The sequence below is a fragment of the Salinivibrio sp. PR6 genome (assembly GCF_001995955.1).
In the GTDB taxonomy this organism is placed as follows: Bacteria; Pseudomonadota; Gammaproteobacteria; order Enterobacterales; family Vibrionaceae; genus Salinivibrio; species Salinivibrio siamensis.
In genome coordinates this window covers 238,205-257,101 of sequence record NZ_MUFA01000006.1, presented here as the reverse complement: position 1 = coordinate 257,101, position 18,897 = coordinate 238,205, and the positions used below count along the sequence as shown (strand labels likewise).

Here is an 18,897-nt window from a genome sequence, read left to right as displayed (position 1 = left end):
AATAGCGTCAGTAAGGAGGTGATCCAGCCCCAGGTTCCCCTAGGGCTACCTTGTTACGACTTCACCCCAGTCATGAACCACACCGTGGTAAACGCCCTCCCGAAGGTTAAGCTATCTACTTCTGGTGCAGCCCACTCCCATGGTGTGACGGGCGGTGTGTACAAGGCCCGGGAACGTATTCACCGTGGCATTCTGATCCACGATTACTAGCGATTCCGACTTCATGGAGTCGAGTTGCAGACTCCAATCCGGACTACGACAAACTTTAAGGGATTCGCTCCACTTCGCAGCTTCGCTGCCCTCTGTATCTGCCATTGTAGCACGTGTGTAGCCCTACTCGTAAGGGCCATGATGACTTGACGTCGTCCCCACCTTCCTCCGGTTTATCACCGGCAGTCTCCCTGGAGTTCCCACCNGACTTCATGGAGTCGAGTTGCAGACTCCAATCCGGACTACGACAAACTTTAAGGGATTCGCTCCACTTCGCAGCTTCGCTGCCCTCTGTATCTGCCATTGTAGCACGTGTGTAGCCCTACTCGTAAGGGCCATGATGACTTGACGTCGTCCCCACCTTCCTCCGGTTTATCACCGGCAGTCTCCCTGGAGTTCCCACCATTATGTGCTGGCAAACAAGGATAAGGGTTGCGCTCGTTGCGGGACTTAACCCAACATTTCACAACACGAGCTGACGACAGCCATGCAGCACCTGTCTCAGAGCTCCCGAAGGCACCAATCCATCTCTGGAAAGTTCTCTGGATGTCAAGAGTAGGTAAGGTTCTTCGCGTTGCATCGAATTAAACCACATGCTCCACCGCTTGTGCGGGCCCCCGTCAATTCATTTGAGTTTTAACCTTGCGGCCGTACTCCCCAGGCGGTCTACTTAATGCGTTAGCGCCGAAAGCCAAAGTCTTAAACCTCAACCTCCAAGTAGACAGCGTTTACGGCGTGGACTACCAGGGTATCTAATCCTGTTTGCTACCCACGCTTTCGCATCTGAGCGTCAGTCTTTGTCCAGGGGGCCGCCTTCGCCACTGGTATTCCTTCAGATCTCTACGCATTTCACCGCTACACCTGAAATTCTACCCCCCTCTACAAGACTCTAGCCTGCCAGTTTCAAATGCGGTTCCGAGGTTGAGCCCCGGGCTTTCACATCTGACTTAACAAACCGCCTGCATGCGCTTTACGCCCAGTAATTCCGATTAACGCTCGCACCCTCCGTATTACCGCGGCTGCTGGCACGGAGTTAGCCGGTGCTTCTTCTGCAGCTAACGTCAAGCCRTGCACSTATTAAGTACACCACCTTCCTCACTGCTGAAAGTGCTTTACAACCCGAAGGCCTTCTTCACACACGCGGCATGGCTGCATCAGGGTCTCCCCCATTGTGCAATATTCCCCACTGCTGCCTCCCGTAGGAGTCTGGGCCGTGTCTCAGTCCCAGTGTGGCTGATCATCCTCTCAAACCAGCTAAGGATCGTCGCCTTGGTAAGCCATTACCTTACCAACTAGCTAATCCTAACTGGGCCCATCCCAACGCGATAGCTTACATGTAGAGGCCACCTTTGGTCCGTAGACATTATGCGGTATTAGCCGTCGTTTCCAACGGTTATCCCCCTCGTCAGGGCAGGTTCCCAGCCGTTACTCACCCGTCCGCCGCTCGACGTCCAGTAAATCCACCGAAGCTTCAATACTGCCGTTTCCGCTCGACTTGCATGTGTTAGGCCTGCCGCCAGCGTTCAATCTGAGCCATGATCAAACTCTTCAATTTAAGTTTTNGTTTCCAACGGTTATCCCCCTCGTCAGGGCAGGTTCCCAGCCGTTACTCACCCGTCCGCCGCTCGACGTCCAGTAAATCCACCGAAGCTTCAATACTGCCGTTTCCGCTCGACTTGCATGTGTTAGGCCTGCCGCCAGCGTTCAATCTGAGCCATGATCAAACTCTTCAATTTAAGTTTTGGTGTTTGCTTTCCYAAAAGGAAAGACAAACGGCTCGATAAATACTGTTTTGTTCGTCTCTTACGAGACAAACGAATTGACTGTGCCGAACAACTATTAAAGTTGTCGTTTGGTCACTCAGTTCATCGAATAAATCTTTTTGTCTATTCTCAACGAGTGCCCACACAGATTGCATAGGTCAAATTGTTAAAGAGCGTTGACATTGCGAAGCTGCGCTTCGCTTGGTCAAGGCTGCGTATCTTACGCGCCTTGCCGTTAAAGTCAAGAAGAAATTTTATCTTTTATTTTCAACCCGCCGGGTGAAATAAAACCTCTTTTTGACTCCCCTAACGCGCTATCTGCGTTAAGTAGGGCGGCATTCTAAAGCGTTTGTGACATCCGTCAATCATTAATTGTTTGTTTTTTACTAAGCGGTCTATTTTTGTCCGATATCGCCTTTTTTGGTCAACTAAACCTCGTTTTGCTTCCTAAGCATTAAAAATTGTCATTTATGCTGCAAATTTTATTCTCTGTACCCCGACCTCTTGTATGAAAGGAGACAAACATTGAAAACCTATCAGGGATTTTGCTCTATACAAGCCTAGGCTAGATAAAGAAAAAGCCAGGCGAGTTGCCTGGCTTTTCTGGGTGCTGCTTATAAGTAATAAAACTTATTCTGCAGCTTGCTCAGCGTCTTGCTCTGGGCGATCAACAAGCTCGATGTAAGCCATTGGGGCTTTATCACCAGAGCGAACACCGCATTTCAGAATGCGAGTGTAACCGCCAGCACGTGAAGCAAAACGTGGGCCGAGTTCATTAAACAGTTTCGCTACGACTTCGTCGTTACGAGTACGAGCGAATGCTACACGACGGTTAGCAACACTGTCGTTTTTAGCTAAGGTAATCAACGGTTCAATGACGCGACGCAGCTCTTTTGCCTTCGGCAAAGTTGTTTTGATAACTTCGTGAGTTACCAGCGAGCTAGCCATGTTGCTGAACATCGCTTTACGATGGCTGCTGTTGCGATTGAGTTGACGACCACTCTTACGATGGCGCATGACCTAATCCTTCTAACTAAATAATCAGTCTCTGATTAATCTTCAGCAATGGATGCTGGCGGCCAGTTTTCTAGGCGCATACCTAGAGACAGACCACGTGATGCCAGCACGTCTTTAATTTCAGTCAAAGACTTCTTACCAAGGTTTGGCGTTTTCAGAAGCTCAACCTCGGTACGCTGTACCAGATCACCGATATAGTGAATCGCTTCTGCTTTCAAACAGTTAGCAGAGCGAACAGTTAGTTCAAGATCGTCTACAGGACGCAGTAGGATCGGATCGAACTCTGGCTTCTCTTCTTTCTCCTCAGGGACACGTACATCGCGCAGGTCAACAAACGCATCTAGCTGTTCTGCTAGGATGGTTGCCGCACGGCGAATCGCTTCCTCAGGATCCAGTGTACCGTTAGTTTCCATATCGATGACCAGCTTGTCGAGGTCAGTACGCTGTTCGACACGCGCCGCTTCCACTTTGTAAGCAATGCGATCTACTGGGCTGAACGTTGCGTCAACAAGTAGGCGACCGATTGGACGCTCGTCGTCTTCGCTATCGATACGCGCAGACGCTGGTACATAGCCACGACCACGCTCTACCTTGATACGCATGCTAATTTCAGCGCTTGCATCAGTCAGGTGGCAGATAACGTGTTCTGGGTTCGCAATCTCAACACCACCATCATGGGTGATGTCGCCTGCAACAACAGGGCCTGCACCAGACTTGGTCAGAGTAAGGATAACTTCATCTTTACCCTCAACCTTAACGGCTAGGCCTTTAAGGTTAAGTAGGATTTCCAGGATATCTTCCTGAACCCCTTCTTTGGTGCTGTACTCGTGCAATACGCCGTCAATTTCAACTTCCGTCACCGCACAGCCTGGCATAGATGAAAGTAGGATACGACGTAGCGCATTCCCCAGAGTATGGCCAAAACCACGCTCTAGGGGTTCAAGAGTTACTTTTGCGTGCGTCGAGCTAACTTGTTCAATATCAACTAGACGCGGCTTAAGAAATTCTGTTACAGAACCCTGCATTATGTCCTCTCTTTAGTTCAGCTTTACTTAGAGTAAAGCTCGACGATCAGGTGTTCGTTGATGTCAGCAGACAAATCAGAACGCTCTGGTAGGCGCTTGAATGTGCCTTCCATCTTCTTGCTGTCTACTTCGATCCAAGTTGGCAGTTCGCGTTGAGCGGCAACTTCTAGAGCTGCTTTGATACGCGCCTGGTTCTTAGCTTTCTCGCGAATGCTAATCACGTCGTTTGCCGAAACCTTGAAAGAAGGTACGTTAACTACTTTGCCGTTAACTAGGATCGCTTTGTGGCTTACCAGCTGACGTGATTCAGCGCGAGTTGCGCCAAAGCCCATGCGGTAAACTACGTTGTCTAGGCGACCTTCAAGAAGCTGAAGCAGGTTCTCACCTGTATTACCCTTGATGCGGGCAGCGTCTTTGTAGTAGTTACGGAACTGCTTTTCCATTACGCCGTACATACGACGTACTTTTTGCTTCTCGCGAAGCTGAACGCCATAGTCAGACAGACGGCCGCGACGCTGACCGTGAACGCCTGGGACGTTATCGATTTTACACTTGGTATCAATCGCGCGTACGCCTGACTTAAGGAATAAGTCAGTGCCTTCGCGACGGCTAAGCTTCAGCTTAGGACCCAAATATCTTGCCATGATCTTTCTCCAATATTCTAAGAAACAGCGCTAGTGCGTATTAAACGCGGCGTTTCTTAGGTGGACGACAACCGTTATGCGGGATTGGCGTCGCATCAACAATGTTAGTGATGCGGAAGCCCGCTGCGTTCAAGGCACGAATAGTAGACTCGCGACCTGGACCTGGACCTTTAACCATCACTTCGAGGTTTTTCAGGCCGTACTCTTTTGCCATTTCACCACAACGCTCTGCAGCAACCTGCGCAGCGTATGGAGTTGACTTACGAGAGCCACGGAAACCTGAACCACCGGCGGTCGCCCATGCCAGAGCGTTGCCTTGACGGTCAGAAATCGTCACGATTGTGTTATTGAAAGACGCATGAATGTGCGCGACGCCATCAGCGACTTGCTTGCGTACGCGTTTGCGTGCACGAGTTGCTTGTTTAGCCATAGTACTTATCTACCCCGATTATTTCTTGATCGGCTTGCGCGGACCCTTACGGGTACGAGCATTGGTCTTCGTACGCTGACCACGTAGTGGCAAGCTGCGACGATGACGAATACCGCGGTTACAACCAAGGTCCATAAGACGCTTGATGTTCATGGAAATTTCACGACGTAGATCGCCTTCTACGGTGTACTTAGCGACACCGTCACGCAATTGGTCGATCTGTTCTTCTGATAGTTCACTGATCTTAGTGCTTTCAGCAATACCTGCATCAGCTAAAATAGCTTGAGAGGTGGTTTTGCCGACGCCGTAAATCGCAGTCAATGCGATAACAGCATGCTTTTGATCAGGAATGTTAATGCCTGCTATACGGGCCACTATTCACTCCTAGTACTTTTCAAGTAGAACCGCTGCAGAGCCCGTCGAGGATACGCAGCGGCATAACCACTTCTTTTGCACATACAAAAGGTGGGCTGGCTAATGTAGCCAGCCTGACCTCATTTTGCAAGAAAAATATTCTGCTATTAGCCTTGGCGCTGCTTGTGCTTTGGCTCACTGCAGATCACACGAACGGTACCGTTACGCTTGATCACTTTACAGTTACGGCAGATTTTCTTAACGGAAGCACGAACTTTCATTGCTAAACTCCGTAAATAGACAACCTATTAGCGGCCGTAGCCTTTGAGGTTGGCTTTTTTCAACACGGACTCATATTGTTGAGACATCAAATGAGTCTGAACTTGAGCCATAAAGTCCATGATTACGACTACTACGATGAGTAGTGATGTACCACCAAAGTAGAAGTGGACATCCCACGCAATCATCATGAACTCGGGGATCAGACAGATAAAGGTAATATACATGGCACCTGCGAGGGTTAACCGTGTCATTACTTTATCAATGTATTTAGCAGTCTGCTCACCCGGGCGAATACCAGGTACGAACGCTCCTGACTTCTTCAAATTATCTGCTGTTTCTCGCGGGTTAAACACCAACGCTGTATAGAAAAAGCAGAAGAAGATAATCGCTGCCGCATAAAGTATTACGTACGCTGGTTGCCCCGGACTCAGTGCCAATGACACATCGGTTAGCCAGCTTGTTTGATCACCCTTACCAAACCAGTTAGCAAGCGTGCCAGGGAACAAAATAATACTTGATGCAAAAATCGCAGGAATAACGCCTGCCATGTTGATCTTAAGTGGCAGGTGCGTGCTTTGCGCTGCAAAGACACGGCGACCTTGTTGCCGCTTGGCGTAGTTAACGACGATACGACGTTGACCACGTTCCATAAAGACCACAAAGTAGACGACCGCCAATACGATCACTGCGATACCTAGCAAGAGAAGCGGAGACATGTCGCCTTGACGCGCTTGCTCTATTGTCTGTCCAATTGCGGGTGGCAGACCCGCGACAATCCCGGTGAAAATGATCAGCGAGATACCGTTACCTATACCACGTTCCGTAATTTGCTCACCTAACCACATTAAGAACATGGTACCTGTGACCAAACTGACAACCGCAGTAAAGTAAAACGCAGGACCTGGATTAATCACCAGACCTGGCATCATACTCGGTAACCCAGTCGCGATTCCAATTGCTTGGAAAGTTGCCAACACCAGCGTGCCGTAGCGGGTATACTGACTGATCTTACGACGGCCAGATTCGCCCTCTTTTTTCAACTCCGCTAATGCGGGGTGAACCACTGACAATAACTGAACAATAATCGACGCCGAAATATACGGCATAATGCCCAGTGCCAGTATCGAAGCACGCTCAAGGGCACCACCAGAGAACATGTTAACCAAGTCAATGATGGTCCCTTGTTGCTGTTCGAACAGATCGGCAAGTACAGCAGCGTCAATACCAGGAATTGGCACAAAAGAGCCGGCACGGAATACCAATAATGCCATTGCTACAAAAAGTAGGCGGCTTTTTAGCTCCGCGACTCCGCCTTTTGCACTACTGAAGTTTTGTCCTGGTTGTTTTGCCATCTGTACCTCGTCCTCGAGCTAAATTATTCCTCGATTTTACCGCCTGCAGCTTCGATTGCCGCTTTAGCGCCTTTAGTGACACGAACACCTTTCACGGTCACTGAGCGAGCGATTTCGCCAGACAGTACGATTTTCGCCGTACGAGTGTCTTGTGCGATAACATTCGCTGCTTTCAGTGTTTCAAGGCTTACCACGTCACCTTCAACTTTTGCCAGCTCGCCGAGACGAACTTCAGCAGAAGTGAGGCCTTTACGCGAAGTAAAACCGAATTTTGGCAGACGCTGTTTCAAAGGCATTTGACCGCCTTCGAAACCTGGGCGTACTGAACCACCTGAACGTGATTTCTGACCTTTGTGACCACGGCCACCGGTTTTACCCAGGCCTGAACCAATACCACGGCCTACACGCTTCGCAGAAGGCTTTGAGCCTGCAGCCGGAGATAGAGTATTCAAACGCATGTGATTACTCCTCCACTTTAACCATGTAGTTGACTTTGTTGATCATACCGCGCACGCACGGTGTGTCTTCAAGTTCAACAGTGTGGTTGATGCGACGTAGGCCCAAGCCACGCAGGGTCGCTTTGTGCTTCGGCAAGCGGCCGATAGCGCTACGAGTCTGAGTTACTTTAATTGTCTTAGCCATGTCGTATTACCCCAGAATTTCGTTGACAGGCATGCCACGTTTCGCAGCTACCATCTCTGGAGACTTCGTACCACCCAGACCATCAATCGTTGCACGAACGATGTTGATTGGGTTGGTAGAACCGTATGCTTTCGCCAGAACGTCTTGAACGCCTGCTACTTCAAGCACGGCACGCATCGCACCACCGGCGATGATACCTGTACCTTCTGATGCTGGCTGCATGTACACTTTTGAACCAGTGTGGCGGCCTTTAACAGCGTGGTGCAGAGTACCGTCTTTCAGCGCGATAGTAATCATGTTACGACGCGCCTTTTCCATTGATTTTTGGATCGCAGCAGGTACTTCACGGGCTTTACCGTAACCGAAACCTACGCGACCGTTACCATCACCTACCACAGTCAGGGCAGTGAAGGTAAAGATGCGACCACCTTTAACCGTTTTAGATACACGGTTTACAGCGATCAGCTTCTCATGCAAATCACTTTGTTGTTTATCGTTAGCCATCTTCCACCTACCTTAGAATTTCAGACCAGCTTCACGGGCAGCATCTGCCAGTGCAGCCACACGGCCGTGGTATTGGAAACCGGAACGGTCAAAAGCAACGGCTTCGATGCCTTTTTCCTTCGCTCGCTCAGCAATGATCTTACCCACGGCTGCAGCGGCGTCTTTGTTACCGGTGCTCTTCACTTGCTCACGGATCGCTTTTTCTACGGTAGAAGCGGCGGCGATAACTTCCGCGCCGTTACCAGCGATAACCTGTGCGTACACATGACGTGGAGTACGGTGTACCACCAGGCGAGTCGCACCCATTTCCGCGATCTTGCGTCGTGCTTTGGTCGCACGACGGATACGAGATGCTTTCTTATCCATAGTGTTACCTTACTTCTTCTTAGCTTCTTTGGTACGCACAGCTTCGTCAGAGTAACGAACGCCTTTGCCTTTGTAAGGCTCTGGCTTGCGGTATGCGCGGATATCGGCAGCCACCTGGCCAACTGCTTGTTTATCAGCACCGCTGATAACAATTTCAGTTTGGCTTGGACATTCTGCCTTAACACCCTCTGGCAGAGCGTGCTCAACCGGGTGAGAGAAACCAAGTGTCAGGTTAAGTTTATTACCTGCAACGTTTGCACGGTAACCAACACCTTTCAGGATCAGTTTCTTGGTAAAGCCTTCTGTAACACCAACAACCATGCTGTTGACCAGTGCGCGCGCTGTACCAGCATGTGCCCATGCTTTAGCGTGCTCCACACTTGGTGCGAAGGTAATGGTGTTCTCTTCTTGGTTTACTGCCACCATATCGTGAAGCGTGCGGCTTAGTTCGCCTTTGCTTCCTTTTACAGTGATTTCCTGACCGTTAAGTTTCACCTCTACGCCGGCAGGAACTACGACAGGTGCTTTTGCAACACGAGACATTTCCTACTCCTTATTAAGCTACGTAGCAGATGATTTCACCGCCCAGACCCGCTTTGCGAGCTGCGCGATCGGTCATCAAACCTTTCGAAGTTGATACAACAGCAATACCAAGGCCACCCATCACTGAAGGCAACTCATCTTTCTTTTTGTAGATGCGCAGGCCTGGACGGCTAACACGTTGGATTTGCTCGATAACTGGTTTAGATTCGAAGTATTTCAACGTCACTTCCAGTTCAGGCTTCGCGTCGCTATTTACTGCGACGTCAGCCACGTAACCTTCTGCTTTTAGTAGCTCAGCAATTGCCACTTTTAGCTTTGACGAAGGCATTTTAACAGCAACTTTCTTTGCTGCCTGACCGTTGCGTAGGCGGGTCAGCATATCCGAGATCGGATCTTGCATGCTCATAAGTCTTTACTCCCGTGATTCAATTACCAGCTTGCCTTACGCAGACCCGGAATCTCGCCTTTCATGCAAGCTTCACGAACCTTGATTCGGCTTAGGCCGAATTTGCGTAGGTAGCCATGTGGACGACCAGTCTGGTTACAGCGGTTACGCTGACGAGACTTCGCAGAATCACGTGGTAGCGACTGAAGCTTCAGGACTGCGTCCCAACGCTCTTCGTCTGACGTGTTGACATTCTTAATGGTCGCACGCAGGTTGTCACGCTTTTCAGCATAACGGGCTGCGAGCTTCGCACGTTTTACGTCACGTGCTTTCATCGATTTTTTAGCCATAACAGTAACCCTTCACCTTACTTACGGAATGGGAAGTTAAAGGCAGCCAGCAGAGCTCGACCTTCCTCATCTGTACCTGCGGTGGTAGTGATAGTAATATCAAGACCACGGATACGATCGACTTTGTCGTAGTCAATCTCAGGGAAGATGATTTGCTCGCGAACGCCCATGCTGTAGTTACCGCGACCGTCGAACGCTTTCGGGTTCAGACCACGGAAGTCACGGATACGAGGAACTGCGATAGCGATCAAACGCTCAAAGAAGTCCCACATACGCTCGCCACGTAGGGTTACTTTACAACCAATTGGGTAGCCCTCACGGATCTTGAAGCCTGCGACTGATTTACGTGCTTTAGTGATCAGCGGCTTTTGACCAGAGATTGCGGTCATATCAGCTGCTGCGTTTTCAAGCAGTTTTTTGTCGTTCAGAGCTTCGCCCACACCCATGTTAAGGGTGATCTTTTCGATCCCTGGGACTTGCATGATGCTTTTGTAACCAAATTGCTTAGATAGCTCAGCTACAACTGTCTCTTTGTAGTAATCATGCAGTTTCGCCATTGTACTACTCCAGAATTACTTAATAGTTTCGCCATTCGACTTGAAGAAACGCACTTTTTTGCCGTCTTCAAATCGGAAGCCTACACGGTCACCTTTACCAGCAGCTGCGTTAAAGATAGCCACGTTTGAAACGTCAATAGCGGCTTCTTGTTCAACGATGCCACCTTGAGTGCCCAGAGCCGGAACCGGCTTCTGGTGTTTCTTCACGAGGTTAATACCTTCAACGATAACTTTACCGGTCGGTAGAACCTTAGATACTTTACCTTTCTTGCCTTTGTCTTTACCGGCAAGAACGATAACTTCGTCGTTACGACGGATTTTAGCTGCCATGAGATCGCTCCTTACAGAACTTCAGGCGCCAGAGACACAATTTTCATGAACTTCTCAGTACGAAGTTCGCGTGTCACAGGGCCAAAGATACGTGTGCCGACTAGTTGCTCGTTAGTGTTGTTCAACAACACGCAAGCATTGCGGTCGAAGCGAATGACAGAGCCGTCTGGACGACGTACGCCTTTACGGGTGCGAACTACCACCGCCTTAAGCACATCACCTTTTTTCACTTTACCGCGTGGGATTGAATCCTTAACGGTAACTTTGATGATGTCGCCAACGTGGGCGTAACGACGGTGAGAGCCACCCAGAACCTTAATACACATTACACTGCGAGCGCCGGAGTTGTCGGCTGCGTCCAGCATACTTTGCATTTGGATCATTGTTAGTGCTCCGCTGTTATTACATCTAGACCCATCTCGGGTCGGGCTGCCTTTTTACAAGGGCGGCGAATAATAACACTATTTTGACCAGATGGGTAGATAAAAAATAAACGGCCCCCCAAATGAGAGCCGTTTGACTTATTATTGTATGAAAAATCGCTTAGATGCGTGATTTTTCAACAACGCGAACCAATGTCCAAGACTTTTGCTTAGAGATTGGACGACACTCACGAACCTCGACAGTGTCACCTTGGTTACACTGGTTTGATTCATCGTGTACATGTAGCTTACTCGTGCGCTTGATGTACTTACCGTAGATTGGGTGTTTCACAAAACGCTCGATAGCAACGACGATAGTTTTATCGCCTTTGTCGCTGATAACGCGACCTTGCTGAGTGCGGATGTTCTCGCTCATTATGCGTTAGCCTTCTCAGTCAGTACGGTTTTTACACGTGCGATATCGCGACGAACAGCTTTAAGAGTGTGAGTTTGCTGAAGTTGGCCAGTAGCCGCTTGCATGCGCAGGTTAAACTGCTCACGTAGCAGACCCATTAGCTCTTCGTTCAGCTGCTCAGCAGTCTTTTCACGTAGTTCTTGTGCTTTCATCACATCACCGCCTTAGTTACGAAAGTGGTTTTGATCGGTAGCTTACGTGAAGCTAATTCAAACGCTTCGCGAGCCAGTGATTCAGGAACACCATCCATTTCGTACAGGACCTTGCCTGGTTGGATTTGGGCAACCCAGTAATCTACTGAACCTTTACCCTTACCCATACGAACTTCCAACGGCTTACCAGTAATTGGTTTGTCAGGGAAGACACGAATCCAGATTTGGCCTTGACGTTTAATGTGACGAGTCATCGCACGACGAGCCGCCTCAATTTGACGCGCAGTGATACGACCGCGACCAACAGCTTTCAGGCCATAGGTACCGAAGCTTACGTCAGTACCGTGCGCCAGACCGCGGTTACGACCTTTAAAAGTCTTGCGGAACTTAGTACGTTTTGGTTGAAGCATCGATAGACTCCTTACTTACGGCCTTTACGCTGCTTCTTCGGCTTGTCAGCCTTTTGCTCAACTTCAGCCATTCCACCTAGGATCTCACCTTTGAAGATCCAGGTTTTAATGCCGATTACACCGTACTGGGTGTGAGCAGAAGAAGTTGCGTAATCAATGTCAGCACGAAGGGTGTGCAGTGGCACACGGCCTTCACGGTACCACTCGGTACGAGCGATTTCAGCGCCGCCAAGACGGCCGCTTACTTCTACTTTGATACCTTTGGCACCTAGGCGCATAGCGTTTTGTACCGCGCGCTTCATCGCACGACGGAACATAACACGGCGCTCTAGCTGTGATGCGATGCTGTCGCCAACAAGTTGCGCATCTAGCTCAGGCTTACGTACTTCAGCGATGTTGATTTGCGCTGGTACACCGGCTAGTTTTGCAACGTGAGCGCGCAGCTTCTCAACATCTTCACCTTTCTTACCGATAACCACACCAGGACGTGCAGTGTGAATAGTCACACGAACACTCTTAGCAGGACGCTCGATAACGATGCGAGAGACTGACGCTTTTTTCAGTTCATTGTTCAAGAACTGACGTACCTTAAAGTCGCCGTCTAGGTTGTCAGCGAAATCTTGGTTATTAGCAAACCAAGTGGAATTCCAAGGCTTAACAATGCCAAGACGAATACCATTAGGATGTACTTTTTGACCCATTGCTTTATCTCCTCGTCTCTTAGCGGTCTGCTACAACAACAGTGATGTGGCTAGAACGCTTCAAGATGCGATCGGCACGGCCTTTTGCACGAGGCATAATACGCTTCATGATTGGGCCTTCATCAACGAAGACTTTGGCGACGCTTAGATCGTCGATATCCGCACCTTCGTTATGCTCGGCGTTTGCAATAGCAGATTCCAACACTTTCTTAACCAGGTCAGCAGCTTTTTTGTTGCTGAAAGTCAGTAGTTCCAGTGCTTGTGCTACGTCTTTACCGCGCACTTGATCCGCAACCAAACGTGCTTTTTGAGGCGAGATACGAGCAAAGCGATGTTTAGCAATAGCTTCCATTTCTTACCCCTTAACGCTTCTTAGCTTTCTTATCAGCAGCATGGCCGCGATAAGTACGTGTTGGTGCAAACTCGCCCAGCTTGTGACCGATCATTTCTTCAGAAACGAAAACGGGTACGTGCTGACGACCATTATGGACAGCGATGGTCAATCCGATCATCTGTGGGATGATCATTGAACGACGGGACCAAGTCTTTAAAGGCTTCTTGTCACCGCTTTCCACCGCTTTCTCTACCTTCTTCAGCAAGTGCAGGTCAATAAAAGGACCTTTCTTGAGAGAACGTGGCATGGCTTATCCTCTGATAATAATTACTTGTTACGACGACGTACGATGTACTTGTCGGTACGTTTGTTCTTACGGGTCTTGAAGCCTTTAGTTGGCATACCCCAAGGTGATACTGGATGACGACCACCTGAGGTACGGCCTTCACCACCACCGTGTGGGTGGTCAATCGGGTTCATTGCAACACCACGTACGCTTGGACGTGCGCCTTTCCAGCGCGCGGCACCGGCTTTACCCAGTTCGCGTAGCATGTGCTCAGAGTTACCCACTTCACCAAGAGTCGCACGACCTTCAGCAAGAACCTTACGCATTTCACCGCTGCGTAGGCGGAGTGTGACGTACGCGCCGTCACGAGCTACGATTTGCGCATATGCACCCGCAGAACGAGCTAACTGACCACCTTTACCAGGCTTAAGCTCGATATTGTGGATAGTAGAACCCACTGGGATGTTACGCATTGGCAGGGTGTTACCTACCTTGATAGCTGAATCTGCACCAGATTGGATCTGATCACCGGCTTTTAGGCCTTTTGGTGCGATGATGTAACGACGTTCACCGTCCGCATACAGTACAAGCGCGATGTTTGCACTACGGTTCGGATCGTACTCGAGACGCTCAACTTTCGCTGGGATACCGTCTTTAGTACGTTTGAAGTCAATTACACGGTAATGATGCTTGTGACCACCACCGATGTGACGCACTGTGATTCGACCGTTGTTATTGCGACCACCAGACTTAGAGTTTTTCTCTAGCAGTGGTGCATATGGTTTACCTTTGTACAGATCATGGTTAACCACTTTAACAAGGTGACGACGACCCGGTGAAGTCGGCTTACATTTGATAATAGCCATTTGCTTTTACTCCTCCGTCTTACTCAGCGCCGCCAACGAAGTCGATGTCCTGACCTTCTTTCAAGGCAACATACGCTTTTTTCCAGTCGCTACGACGGCCTTCACGCATACCTTGACGCTTGGTCTTACCCTTCACAAGAAGAGTACGAACAGACTTCACTTCAACTTCGAACAGTTTTTCAACTGCCGCTTTGATCTCTTTTTTAGTTGCTTCTTTGGCGACTTTGAATACAACGGTGTTGTTGTTTTCAGCGGCCATCGTCGCTTTTTCAGAGATGTGCGGAGCACGCAGAACTTTTAGGATACGCTCTTCAGTGATCATGCCAGCATCTCCTCAACTTGTTTAACTGCATCAGCAGTCATCACGACTTTGTCGAAAGCGATCAAGCTAACTGGGTCGATGGTATCTGTATCGCGTACGTCAACCTTATAAAGGTTACGTGCCGCAAGGAACAGGTTCTCATCAACTTCGGCAGTGACGATCAGAGCATCGTTCAGCTCAAGCTCTTTCAGCTTAGCGACAAGCTCTTTAGTTTTTGGTGCTTCAACAGAGAAGTTATCAACAACGATCAAACGCTCTTGACGAACCAGCTCTGACAGGATGCTCTTAAGAGCACCACGGTACATCTTTTTGTTTACTTTCTGAGCGTGGTCCTGAGGACGTGCTGCGAAAGTGACACCACCGCTGCGCCAGATTGGGCTGCGGATTGTACCTGCACGGGCGCGACCAGTACCCTTCTGACGCCATGGCTTAGCACCGCCACCAGACACGTCTGAACGAGTTTTCTGAGCGCGAGTACCTTGACGGGCACCAGCTGCGTATGCAACGACTACCTGGTGAACCAGGGACTCGTTGAATTCACGCCCGAAGGTAGTTTCGGAAACAGTTAGCGCGTCGGCGCCTTTGACTACCAATTCCATTACTATCTCCTCGACGTTACGCTTTAACGGCTGGTTTAACGATCACGTTGCCACCTGTCGCACCTGGGACTGCACCTTTAATAAGGAGCAGATTGCGCTCAGCGTCAACACGTACGATCTCTAGGTTTTGAGTCGTTACACGCTCAGCACCCATGTGACCTGCCATTTTTTTGCCTTTGAATACGCGACCTGGGCTCTGACATTGTCCGATAGAACCAGGTGCACGGTGAGACAAAGAGTTACCGTGGCTCATGTCTTGAGTACGGAAGTTCCAACGCTTAACGCCGCCTTGGAAGCCCTTACCTTTTGACGTGCCAGTAACGTCTACTTTTTTGATTTCAGAGAAAAGATCGACGTTTAGCTCAGCGCCAACTTCGAACTCTTCACCATTTTCCAGACGGAATTCCCACAAACCGCGGCCTGCTTCAACACCTGCTTTCGCAAAGTGACCAGCTTGTGCCTTGTTAACACGGCTTGCTTTCTTCTCGCCTGTAGTGATTTGAATTGCGGCATAACCGTCAACGTCAGGCTTACGCACCTGCGCAACACGGTTAGCTTCAACTTCAACTACGGTTACCGGGATAGAAACGCCATCTTCGTTGAAGATACGAGTCATACCGACTTTACGACCGACTAGACCAATCATTATCTACTCCCCCTTAACCCAGGCTGATTTGAACATCAACGCCCGCAGCAAGGTCAAGACGCATCAGAGCGTCAACAGTTTTATCTGTTGGCTCAACGATGTCGATCAGACGTTTGTGAGTACGAATTTCGTACTGGTCACGTGCGTCTTTGTTTACGTGCGGAGAAATAAGAACGGTGAAGCGCTCTTTACGAGTAGGTAGAGGGATTGGTCCCTTAACCTGTGCGCCAGTGCGCTTAGCGGTTTCAACGATTTCCGCGGTAGACTGATCGATCAAACGATGATCGAACGCCTTAAGGCGGATACGGATACGTTGGTTCTGCATGAGACAGAGCTCCAAATTCTAAAATATTTACACAAACAATATCGCCATTCCACCTCATTAAGACGAGGGAATGCCGATTAATTTATGTGAAACCGTAGTGCCAAAATTAGGCACATTGTCAGCCATTATTCTATGACTGCGAACATAAGCGGAGTATACATTAAACGAACAGTTTACTGTTCCATTCCTCGATGCTCATTGGTTCACAACTGCGTCGGAAGTCGCAATGACTTAAGCAGTGCCGGGCATTATACCGATGCGCGATAGCTTTGCAAGCCTTGGTTAAAAAATAAGCCCAAACAAAAACGCACCCGACTGGGTGCGTTTATCTACCTCGAGACGTTGAGCGCCGTTTTAAGCTTTATCGCTGGCGTCTTCGATTATCTGTGCTTGGTTGTAGTTGGCGATACCCACTTTATCAATCAGACCCAGCTGAGTCTCCAACCAATCAATGTGCTCTTCCTCATCATCGAGGATATACTGGAACAGATCGCGCGACACGAAATCACGGATGCTTTCGGTGTAAGCAATCGCTTCTTTCAAGTCTTCGTGCGCTTGCATCTCTAGCGCCAAATCACACTCGATAATTTCTTGTGTATCTTCACCAATGCGTAACTTGCCTAAATCTTGCAAATTGGGCGTCCCTTCTAAAAACAAGATACGCTCAATGAGCTTGTCCGCATGTTTCATCTCATCAATGGACTCTTCATATTCTTTGTCCGCGATGACTTTTAAGCCCCAGTCTTTAAGCATGCGCGCATGCAAAAAGTACTGATTAATCGCAATCAGTTCATTGCCGAGTACCGTGTTGAGAAACGCTATCGATTTTGGATCGCCTTTCATGGCAAAAGCCTCCTTATGGGTTCTACTTAACAAATGTAGAACCCATAAGGAGGCTGTCAAATATTGACTGCAGGTTAACTCGCTTTTTGTAGCGTGATCAGTTGGCTCTCGTCATATATTACCTCTTTGGCTTGACGTACACATTTACCACATTGCGAACCCAGAGGGGTCAGCTGGCGTAACTCACGGATACTGGTGACGCCTTGCTGACGCACCCAATGCTTAATGGTCTTATCCGACACGCTGTGGCAAATACAAACTAACATCTCTGTCATCTCAAAACATTAACTATAACGAGAATAGTTCGCATTGCTTTCAAGGTAAAGGGTTTTTATATAACGCTTGGTTATTGATGACTAACTCATTTATATCAAGTTATCGCGAAAGAAAGCGCAAACAAAAAGGGAGCGCAAATGCGCTCCCTTTGATTGATAAGACAAGATGTCTATCAAATTAAGCGATGATGTTAGCAACAACACCCGCGCCTACAGTACGGCCACCTTCACGGATAGCGAAGCGTAGACCTTCGTCCATCGCGATAGGTGCGATCAGCTCAACAACCATCTTGATGTTGTCACCAGGCATTACCATCTCAACGCCTTCTGGCAGCTCGATAGTACCGGTCACGTCAGTCGTACGGAAGTAGAACTGTGGACGATAGCCTTTGAAGAACGGCGTATGACGGCCACCTTCGTCTTTGCCCAGTACGTATACTTCTGACTCGAACTTGGTGTGCGGAGTGATTGAACCAGGNAACGTTCTCACCCGCACGGCCTTCGTCTAGAAGCTTACGGAACATCTCAACACCAGTACACGTGGTCTTCGCGGTGTCTTTCATGCCCACGATTTCAACGTCGTCACCTACAGTGATGATGCCTTGCTCAACACGACCAGTGACAACAGTACCACGGCCTTGGATTGAGAATACGTCTTCGATTGGCAGGATGAACGGCTTGTCGATCGCACGCTCTGGCTCTGGGATGTAAGAATCCAGCGCTTCAGATAGCTCAACGATCTTYTGCTCCCACTGCTCTTCACCGTTCAGGGCACCCAGCGCTGAACCTTGGATTACTGGGCAGTCGTCACCTGGGAAGTCGTACTCTGAAAGTAGTTCACGTACTTCCATTTCAACCAGCTCAAGCAGCTCTTCGTCATCAACCATGTCACATTTGTTCATGAACACGATGATGTTTGGAATACCAACCTGACGGCCAAGTAGGATGTGCTCACGCGTCTGTGGCATTGGGCCATCAGTTGCTGCTACAACCAGGATACCACCGTCCATCTGCGCCGCACCGGTGATCATGTTTTTCACATAGTCAGCGTGTCCTGGGCAGTCAACGTGTGCGNCATCAACCATGTCACATTTGTTCATGAACACGATGATGTTTGGAATACCAACCTGACGGCCAAGTAGGATGTGCTCACGCGTCTGTGGCATTGGGCCATCAGTTGCTGCTACAACCAGGATACCACCGTCCATCTGCGCCGCACCGGTGATCATGTTTTTCACATAGTCAGCGTGTCCTGGGCAGTCAACGTGTGCGTAGTGACGGTTTGGCGTATCGTACTCAACGTGAGACGTTGCGATGGTGATACCACGATCACGCTCTTCTGGTGCGTTATCGATTGACGCGAAGTCACGAGCAGCACCGCCGTGTACTTTTGCAAGTACCGTACAGATAGCTGCGGTCAGCGTAGTTTTACCATGGTCAACGTGGCCGATAGTACCAACGTTAACGTGCGTTTTCGTACGTTCAAATTTTTCTTTAGACACGATCGTCTTCCTTCCTAGTTGTGAGTTAAAGGGCTTGGCCTAGTA

30 protein-coding genes, 1 rRNA gene and 2 pseudogenes are annotated in these 18,897 nt (G+C 49.2%); all 33 read right to left on the bottom strand.

Annotation, left to right across the window (positions count from 1 at the left end; all coding sequences use genetic code 11):
• Positions 1–11: 11 nt before the first annotated feature.
• Positions 12–1,765 (bottom strand): 16S ribosomal RNA (locus tag BZG72_RS07270).
• A gap of 838 nt (positions 1,766–2,603) precedes the next feature.
• Positions 2,604–2,990 (bottom strand): 50S ribosomal protein L17, encoded by a 387-nt coding sequence (rplQ, locus tag BZG72_RS07265; protein ID WP_046074810.1) that lies wholly within the window; start codon positions 2,988–2,990, stop codon positions 2,604–2,606.
• A gap of 35 nt (positions 2,991–3,025) precedes the next feature.
• Positions 3,026–4,015, bottom strand: a complete 990-nt coding sequence (locus BZG72_RS07260) for a DNA-directed RNA polymerase subunit alpha (protein WP_046074809.1) — start codon at positions 4,013–4,015, stop codon at positions 3,026–3,028.
• A 23-nt stretch (positions 4,016–4,038) separates the two neighbouring features.
• A complete protein-coding gene (gene rpsD / locus BZG72_RS07255; RefSeq protein ID WP_046074808.1) occupies positions 4,039–4,659 on the bottom strand; it encodes a 30S ribosomal protein S4 in 621 nt (206 codons plus the stop codon).
• A 40-nt stretch (positions 4,660–4,699) separates the two neighbouring features.
• Positions 4,700–5,089, bottom strand: coding sequence for a 30S ribosomal protein S11 (rpsK, locus tag BZG72_RS07250; protein WP_021024486.1), 390 nt, complete (start codon positions 5,087–5,089; stop codon positions 4,700–4,702).
• Between the two features lie 18 nt (positions 5,090–5,107).
• A complete protein-coding gene (gene rpsM, locus BZG72_RS07245; protein WP_046074807.1) occupies positions 5,108–5,464 on the bottom strand; it encodes a 30S ribosomal protein S13 in 357 nt (118 codons plus the stop codon).
• A 146-nt stretch (positions 5,465–5,610) separates the two neighbouring features.
• Positions 5,611–5,724, bottom strand: coding sequence for a 50S ribosomal protein L36 (rpmJ, locus tag BZG72_RS07240; RefSeq protein ID WP_021024484.1), 114 nt, complete (start codon positions 5,722–5,724; stop codon positions 5,611–5,613).
• 27 nt (positions 5,725–5,751) lie between these two features.
• The gene (gene secY, locus BZG72_RS07235) at positions 5,752–7,077 is read right to left on the bottom strand and encodes a preprotein translocase subunit SecY (protein WP_046074806.1); all 1,326 of its coding nucleotides are present in this window, start codon (positions 7,075–7,077) and stop codon (positions 5,752–5,754) included.
• Between the two features lie 23 nt (positions 7,078–7,100).
• On the bottom strand, positions 7,101–7,535 hold the full coding sequence (gene rplO, locus BZG72_RS07230) for a 50S ribosomal protein L15 (RefSeq protein ID WP_046074805.1): 435 nt from the start codon (positions 7,533–7,535) through the stop codon (positions 7,101–7,103).
• 4 nt (positions 7,536–7,539) lie between these two features.
• Complete coding sequence (gene rpmD / locus BZG72_RS07225) at positions 7,540–7,719, bottom strand: 50S ribosomal protein L30 (RefSeq protein WP_046074804.1); 180 nt, start codon at positions 7,717–7,719, stop codon at positions 7,540–7,542.
• A gap of 6 nt (positions 7,720–7,725) precedes the next feature.
• Positions 7,726–8,223, bottom strand: a complete 498-nt coding sequence (rpsE, locus tag BZG72_RS07220) for a 30S ribosomal protein S5 (RefSeq protein ID WP_046074803.1) — start codon at positions 8,221–8,223, stop codon at positions 7,726–7,728.
• Positions 8,224–8,235: 12 nt separating this feature from the next.
• Positions 8,236–8,589, bottom strand: coding sequence for a 50S ribosomal protein L18 (gene rplR, locus BZG72_RS07215; RefSeq protein ID WP_021024479.1), 354 nt, complete (start codon positions 8,587–8,589; stop codon positions 8,236–8,238).
• Positions 8,590–8,598: 9 nt separating this feature from the next.
• Complete coding sequence (gene rplF, locus BZG72_RS07210) at positions 8,599–9,132, bottom strand: 50S ribosomal protein L6 (protein ID WP_077666452.1); 534 nt, start codon at positions 9,130–9,132, stop codon at positions 8,599–8,601.
• A gap of 13 nt (positions 9,133–9,145) precedes the next feature.
• The gene (gene rpsH, locus BZG72_RS07205; RefSeq protein ID WP_046074800.1) at positions 9,146–9,538 is read right to left on the bottom strand and encodes a 30S ribosomal protein S8; all 393 of its coding nucleotides are present in this window, start codon (positions 9,536–9,538) and stop codon (positions 9,146–9,148) included.
• 23 nt (positions 9,539–9,561) lie between these two features.
• Positions 9,562–9,867 (bottom strand): 30S ribosomal protein S14, encoded by a 306-nt coding sequence (gene rpsN, locus BZG72_RS07200; RefSeq protein ID WP_046074799.1) that lies wholly within the window; start codon positions 9,865–9,867, stop codon positions 9,562–9,564.
• A gap of 17 nt (positions 9,868–9,884) precedes the next feature.
• Positions 9,885–10,424: a 50S ribosomal protein L5 gene (rplE, locus tag BZG72_RS07195; protein WP_021024475.1), complete on the bottom strand. Its 540-nt coding sequence runs from the start codon at positions 10,422–10,424 to the stop codon at positions 9,885–9,887.
• Positions 10,425–10,439: 15 nt separating this feature from the next.
• Positions 10,440–10,754, bottom strand: a complete 315-nt coding sequence (gene rplX / locus BZG72_RS07190; protein ID WP_021024474.1) for a 50S ribosomal protein L24 — start codon at positions 10,752–10,754, stop codon at positions 10,440–10,442.
• A gap of 11 nt (positions 10,755–10,765) precedes the next feature.
• Positions 10,766–11,137: a 50S ribosomal protein L14 gene (gene rplN / locus BZG72_RS07185; protein WP_046074798.1), complete on the bottom strand. Its 372-nt coding sequence runs from the start codon at positions 11,135–11,137 to the stop codon at positions 10,766–10,768.
• Between the two features lie 160 nt (positions 11,138–11,297).
• Positions 11,298–11,552 carry a 30S ribosomal protein S17 gene (gene rpsQ / locus BZG72_RS07180; protein WP_046074797.1) on the bottom strand — a complete coding sequence of 85 codons (255 nt, stop codon included), beginning with the start codon at positions 11,550–11,552 and terminating at the stop codon, positions 11,298–11,300.
• Positions 11,552–11,743 carry a 50S ribosomal protein L29 gene (gene rpmC, locus BZG72_RS07175; RefSeq protein WP_046074796.1) on the bottom strand — a complete coding sequence of 64 codons (192 nt, stop codon included), beginning with the start codon at positions 11,741–11,743 and terminating at the stop codon, positions 11,552–11,554. Before rpmC ends, rpsQ begins: the two co-directional genes overlap by 1 nt.
• Positions 11,743–12,153 carry a 50S ribosomal protein L16 gene (gene rplP, locus BZG72_RS07170; protein ID WP_021024470.1) on the bottom strand — a complete coding sequence of 137 codons (411 nt, stop codon included), beginning with the start codon at positions 12,151–12,153 and terminating at the stop codon, positions 11,743–11,745. The genes rpmC and rplP overlap by 1 nt, the downstream gene beginning before the upstream one ends.
• Positions 12,154–12,164: 11 nt before the next feature.
• Positions 12,165–12,854, bottom strand: coding sequence for a 30S ribosomal protein S3 (rpsC, locus tag BZG72_RS07165; protein WP_046074795.1), 690 nt, complete (start codon positions 12,852–12,854; stop codon positions 12,165–12,167).
• A 19-nt stretch (positions 12,855–12,873) separates the two neighbouring features.
• The gene (rplV, locus tag BZG72_RS07160; RefSeq protein ID WP_046074794.1) at positions 12,874–13,206 is read right to left on the bottom strand and encodes a 50S ribosomal protein L22; all 333 of its coding nucleotides are present in this window, start codon (positions 13,204–13,206) and stop codon (positions 12,874–12,876) included.
• Positions 13,207–13,216: 10 nt separating this feature from the next.
• On the bottom strand, positions 13,217–13,495 hold the full coding sequence (gene rpsS / locus BZG72_RS07155; RefSeq protein ID WP_021024467.1) for a 30S ribosomal protein S19: 279 nt from the start codon (positions 13,493–13,495) through the stop codon (positions 13,217–13,219).
• Between the two features lie 20 nt (positions 13,496–13,515).
• Complete coding sequence (gene rplB, locus BZG72_RS07150; protein WP_077578275.1) at positions 13,516–14,340, bottom strand: 50S ribosomal protein L2; 825 nt, start codon at positions 14,338–14,340, stop codon at positions 13,516–13,518.
• Between the two features lie 19 nt (positions 14,341–14,359).
• Entirely contained in the window at positions 14,360–14,662 is a 303-nt protein-coding gene (gene rplW, locus BZG72_RS07145) for a 50S ribosomal protein L23 (protein WP_021024465.1), read from the bottom strand.
• Positions 14,659–15,261, bottom strand: a complete 603-nt coding sequence (gene rplD, locus BZG72_RS07140) for a 50S ribosomal protein L4 (protein WP_046074792.1) — start codon at positions 15,259–15,261, stop codon at positions 14,659–14,661. Before rplD ends, rplW begins: the two co-directional genes overlap by 4 nt.
• Positions 15,262–15,277: 16 nt before the next feature.
• Positions 15,278–15,907 carry a 50S ribosomal protein L3 gene (rplC, locus tag BZG72_RS07135; protein ID WP_046074791.1) on the bottom strand — a complete coding sequence of 210 codons (630 nt, stop codon included), beginning with the start codon at positions 15,905–15,907 and terminating at the stop codon, positions 15,278–15,280.
• Between the two features lie 13 nt (positions 15,908–15,920).
• Complete coding sequence (gene rpsJ, locus BZG72_RS07130) at positions 15,921–16,232, bottom strand: 30S ribosomal protein S10 (protein ID WP_002541412.1); 312 nt, start codon at positions 16,230–16,232, stop codon at positions 15,921–15,923.
• Positions 16,233–16,586: 354 nt separating this feature from the next.
• Positions 16,587–17,075, bottom strand: coding sequence for a bacterioferritin (gene bfr / locus BZG72_RS07125; protein WP_077666451.1), 489 nt, complete (start codon positions 17,073–17,075; stop codon positions 16,587–16,589).
• 74 nt (positions 17,076–17,149) lie between these two features.
• The gene (gene bfd / locus BZG72_RS07120) at positions 17,150–17,341 is read right to left on the bottom strand and encodes a bacterioferritin-associated ferredoxin (protein WP_046074828.1); all 192 of its coding nucleotides are present in this window, start codon (positions 17,339–17,341) and stop codon (positions 17,150–17,152) included.
• Positions 17,342–17,528: 187 nt separating this feature from the next.
• A pseudogene (gene tuf / locus BZG72_RS07115) lies at positions 17,529–18,423 on the bottom strand (elongation factor Tu); the annotation flags it as partial.
• Between the two features lie 15 nt (positions 18,424–18,438).
• Positions 18,439–18,852: pseudogene (locus BZG72_RS16595) on the bottom strand (GTP-binding protein); the annotation flags it as partial.
• Between the last annotated feature and the right edge of the window lie 45 nt (positions 18,853–18,897).

Bases quoted from the DNA above. Each gene is read 5' to 3' on its own strand.
- rpsC (WP_046074795.1), bottom strand. From the start codon at position 12,854: ATGGGTCAAAAAGTACATCCTAATGGTATTCGTCTTGGCATTGTTAAG.
- rpsK (WP_021024486.1), bottom strand. From the start codon at position 5,089: ATGGCTAAACAAGCAACTCGTGCACGCAAACGCGTACGCAAGCAAGTC.
- rplO (WP_046074805.1), bottom strand. From the start codon at position 7,535: ATGCGTTTGAATACTCTATCTCCGGCTGCAGGCTCAAAGCCTTCTGCG.
- bfd (WP_046074828.1), bottom strand. From the start codon at position 17,341: ATGTTAGTTTGTATTTGCCACAGCGTGTCGGATAAGACCATTAAGCAT.
- rpmC (WP_046074796.1), bottom strand. From the start codon at position 11,743: ATGAAAGCACAAGAACTACGTGAAAAGACTGCTGAGCAGCTGAACGAA.
- BZG72_RS07260 (WP_046074809.1), bottom strand. From the start codon at position 4,015: ATGCAGGGTTCTGTAACAGAATTTCTTAAGCCGCGTCTAGTTGATATT.
- rplV (WP_046074794.1), bottom strand. From the start codon at position 13,206: ATGGAAGCTATTGCTAAACATCGCTTTGCTCGTATCTCGCCTCAAAAA.
- rplB (WP_077578275.1), bottom strand. From the start codon at position 14,340: ATGGCTATTATCAAATGTAAGCCGACTTCACCGGGTCGTCGTCACCTT.
- rplC (WP_046074791.1), bottom strand. From the start codon at position 15,907: ATGATTGGTCTAGTCGGTCGTAAAGTCGGTATGACTCGTATCTTCAAC.
- rplD (WP_046074792.1), bottom strand. From the start codon at position 15,261: ATGGAATTGGTAGTCAAAGGCGCCGACGCGCTAACTGTTTCCGAAACT.
- rpsJ (WP_002541412.1), bottom strand. From the start codon at position 16,232: ATGCAGAACCAACGTATCCGTATCCGCCTTAAGGCGTTCGATCATCGT.
- secY (WP_046074806.1), bottom strand. From the start codon at position 7,077: ATGGCAAAACAACCAGGACAAAACTTCAGTAGTGCAAAAGGCGGAGTC.
- rplR (WP_021024479.1), bottom strand. From the start codon at position 8,589: ATGGATAAGAAAGCATCTCGTATCCGTCGTGCGACCAAAGCACGACGC.
- bfr (WP_077666451.1), bottom strand. From the start codon at position 17,075: ATGAAAGGCGATCCAAAATCGATAGCGTTTCTCAACACGGTACTCGGC.
- rplF (WP_077666452.1), bottom strand. From the start codon at position 9,132: ATGTCTCGTGTTGCAAAAGCACCTGTCGTAGTTCCTGCCGGCGTAGAG.
- rpsE (WP_046074803.1), bottom strand. From the start codon at position 8,223: ATGGCTAACGATAAACAACAAAGTGATTTGCATGAGAAGCTGATCGCT.
- rpsD (WP_046074808.1), bottom strand. From the start codon at position 4,659: ATGGCAAGATATTTGGGTCCTAAGCTGAAGCTTAGCCGTCGCGAAGGC.
- rplW (WP_021024465.1), bottom strand. From the start codon at position 14,662: ATGATCACTGAAGAGCGTATCCTAAAAGTTCTGCGTGCTCCGCACATC.
- rplQ (WP_046074810.1), bottom strand. From the start codon at position 2,990: ATGCGCCATCGTAAGAGTGGTCGTCAACTCAATCGCAACAGCAGCCAT.
- rpsS (WP_021024467.1), bottom strand. From the start codon at position 13,495: ATGCCACGTTCTCTCAAGAAAGGTCCTTTTATTGACCTGCACTTGCTG.
- rplP (WP_021024470.1), bottom strand. From the start codon at position 12,153: ATGCTTCAACCAAAACGTACTAAGTTCCGCAAGACTTTTAAAGGTCGT.
- rplE (WP_021024475.1), bottom strand. From the start codon at position 10,424: ATGGCGAAACTGCATGATTACTACAAAGAGACAGTTGTAGCTGAGCTA.
- rpsN (WP_046074799.1), bottom strand. From the start codon at position 9,867: ATGGCTAAAAAATCGATGAAAGCACGTGACGTAAAACGTGCGAAGCTC.
- rpmJ (WP_021024484.1), bottom strand. From the start codon at position 5,724: ATGAAAGTTCGTGCTTCCGTTAAGAAAATCTGCCGTAACTGTAAAGTG.
- rplN (WP_046074798.1), bottom strand. From the start codon at position 11,137: ATGATCCAAATGCAAAGTATGCTGGACGCAGCCGACAACTCCGGCGCT.
- rpsQ (WP_046074797.1), bottom strand. From the start codon at position 11,552: ATGAGCGAGAACATCCGCACTCAGCAAGGTCGCGTTATCAGCGACAAA.
- rpsH (WP_046074800.1), bottom strand. From the start codon at position 9,538: ATGAGCATGCAAGATCCGATCTCGGATATGCTGACCCGCCTACGCAAC.
- rpmD (WP_046074804.1), bottom strand. From the start codon at position 7,719: ATGGCTAAGACAATTAAAGTAACTCAGACTCGTAGCGCTATCGGCCGC.
- rplX (WP_021024474.1), bottom strand. From the start codon at position 10,754: ATGGCAGCTAAAATCCGTCGTAACGACGAAGTTATCGTTCTTGCCGGT.